This window comes from Undibacterium sp. RTI2.2 (assembly GCF_035018705.1).
Taxonomy (GTDB): domain Bacteria; phylum Pseudomonadota; class Gammaproteobacteria; order Burkholderiales; family Burkholderiaceae_D; genus Undibacterium.
This window is the reverse complement of record NZ_JASJXN010000102.1, coordinates 1-2,585: the sequence shown is the minus strand read 5'-3', so window position 1 is coordinate 2,585 and position 2,585 is coordinate 1. Positions and strand designations below refer to the sequence as shown.

Here is a 2,585-nt window from a genome sequence, read left to right as displayed (position 1 = left end):
TATCCAGCTCAGCACAAAAGTTGGGAGATAAGATGCAAGCCAATGCGGCTGCAAAACAGTCTGCTCAGCATTCCGGCGCAGCAAGCAACGATTCTGCCTCCCACTCGTCTAAGCAGGAAGCACAGTCAGATGATGTGGTTGATGCGGAGTTTGAAGAGGTCAAAGAGCATAAATAAGTTGTCGTCACTTGCTCGTTCAGCGGTCGCCTATTCGTCACTAACAGTGTTTGTTGTGCCTGAGGATGATCAGATCCAGAGACCTTGATCTCGGAAGTCTCTTGCTTCTCTCATTATTGCACTGAGTCAATAGGATCATGGTCGACTAATAATTTGGAAATCAAATTAATTGCAATAATGACGACGCTACGATCATTTTTCTATAGGCAATGTTTGGAAGAGCCTTAACAGGCGAGTAATTGCCGATAGAATCGAAACACCGATGCGACATGTACTTTTTGCGCAGATGTCTGAGGATGGACGAGGTTTTTATCTAGAGCACCCTTCAGAGGGTGCCGCTTTATTAATTTTGTTGAACTTCAACGCACTACGTTCGGTACAGGCGCATAAGTTTATTGTGCTGGTGACGCTACATACTTATTTTTACTTAACTCGTATAACTCATTCTCTTTTGTATATTTTCTCCTAAGCGCGCTATCGAACTGAGAGCAATCTCGTCAAGGCGCATTATCAGAAAATAGATTGGCCTTGTAAATGACCGTCCATCGCAATTCTGCGAGCAACGCAACGTTTATAAATTCCATAGAAAGAGGTTTCCATCGTGTCCTATCAAAGTATCAATCCGAATGACGGCAAGACACTCAAAACATTTGAGCATTTAAGTAAAACCCAACTTGAGAGTTCATTGGCTAGTGCTGAATCCTGTTTCCAGACTTGGAAACAGACCAGTTATCAAGAGCGCGCAGCGATCGTAAAAAAAGCGGCAAAATTACTTCACGCGCGTGTGGATGATTTCGCAAAACTGGCGACGCTGGAAATGGGCAAACGCATCGATGAAGCGCGTGGGGAAGTGCAATTTAGTGCAGATATCCTGTCGTATTACGCCGATCATGCAGAAGACTTTTTGAAGCCGGTGAAGCTCAATCCCAAAGTCGGTGAGGCACATATGGAGAGCAGTCCATTTGGCGTGCTGTTTTGCGTTGAACCGTGGAATTTCCCTTATTACCAACTTGCACGTGTCGCTGGTCCGCAATTAATGGCTGGTAATGTATTAGTGGTAAAACATGCGGGCTGCGTACCGCAATGCGCGATAGCGTTTGAACAGCTGTGGATTGACGCTGGCGCGCCGGCAGGTGCCTATACGAATCTGCTGATCACGCATAAACAGTCAGACATTGTGATTGACGATCCTCGTATCAAAGGTGTGGCATTAACAGGTAGCGTTGCGGCAGGGCGGACGGTTGCTGCTCGTGCCGGACAAAATCTGAAGAAGACGTCAATGGAGCTCGGTGGCAGCGATGCGTTTATCGTGCTGGATGATGCGGATCTGGAAAAAACGATTCCATGGGCGGTCTGGGGGCGGATGTATAACGGTGGACAAACCTGTTGCGCAGCTAAGCGTTTCATTGTGATGGATTCTATTGCGGATGAATTTCTGGAGAAATTTTCGTCGGCATTGTCTGGATTAAAACCCGGTGATCCGATGGATGAAGCAACGACGCACGGTCCTCTGTCGACCGAGGCGGCATTGGTTCAATTACTACAGCAGGTCGATAGCGCAGTGAAACACGGCGCCAAGCTTGTGATGGGTGGCAAGCGTCTTGCCCGTCCAGGCTCCTTTATGGAAGTCACGATCCTGACGGACATCAAACCAGATAATCCAGCGTTCCGTGATGAATTTTTTGGTCCAGTCGTTTCCTTTTATCGCGTCAAGGACGAAGCTGCCGCAATCGCACTGGCAAATGACTCCGACTTTGGTCTGGGCGGGTCTGTATTCACCAAAGACATAGCTCGCGGTAAGCGTGTTGCAAGCCAAGTCGATACGGGCATGATGTTTATCAATAACCTCGATTGGTCAGATGCAGAACTACCGTTCGGCGGGATCAAATATTCTGGTTACGGACGCGAATTGGGCAACATGGGAATACAAGAGTTCGTCAATAAGAAACTTGTTCGTATTGCGGATCACGCTGCACCGGTTTGATCGATCGCAGAATCCGGTTGCAAGTATGAAGGTCTAGGTTTTGACATTAATACTTGCGCGCGGGCGTATTGCCAAATCCCTCAAATCTTCTATTACTTTCAGACGACACATTCGCTCAACAGCTTCTACACATTGGACAAAATTCTAATGATTTGTCCCGCTAGACAAAGCGTGGTCTAGTAAAAATTTCCTCTGACGAAAAGTAAGTGACGATAGCCCGATCCATGTTTGACCCAAGGAATTGGATAATCTGATGTATGTCAACGTTGCCGTATTAAAAGAAACCCAAGTACATGAACGGCGTGTCGCGCTGATTCCCTCGGTAGCCGGCGTTGGTGCACTTCAAACGGCGTTGGTGCACTTAAAAGTTGAAGTAAAAAGTACCCCAACCCCGATCATTTATGCAGGAACTTTCTGACTACGGA

General features: G+C 47.1%; 2 protein-coding genes. Both read left to right on the top strand.

The window, feature by feature from the left end; genetic code table 11:
* The first annotated feature begins 777 nt into the window (after positions 1 to 777).
* Positions 778 to 2,160 (top strand): NAD-dependent succinate-semialdehyde dehydrogenase, encoded by a 1,383-nt coding sequence (locus QN395_RS21195; protein ID WP_323493023.1) that lies wholly within the window; start codon positions 778 to 780, stop codon positions 2,158 to 2,160.
* Positions 2,161 to 2,413: 253 nt separating this feature from the next.
* On the top strand, positions 2,414 to 2,578 hold the full coding sequence (locus QN395_RS21190; RefSeq protein ID WP_323493022.1) for a hypothetical protein: 165 nt from the start codon (positions 2,414 to 2,416) through the stop codon (positions 2,576 to 2,578).
* The last annotated feature ends 7 nt before the right edge of the window (positions 2,579 to 2,585 follow it).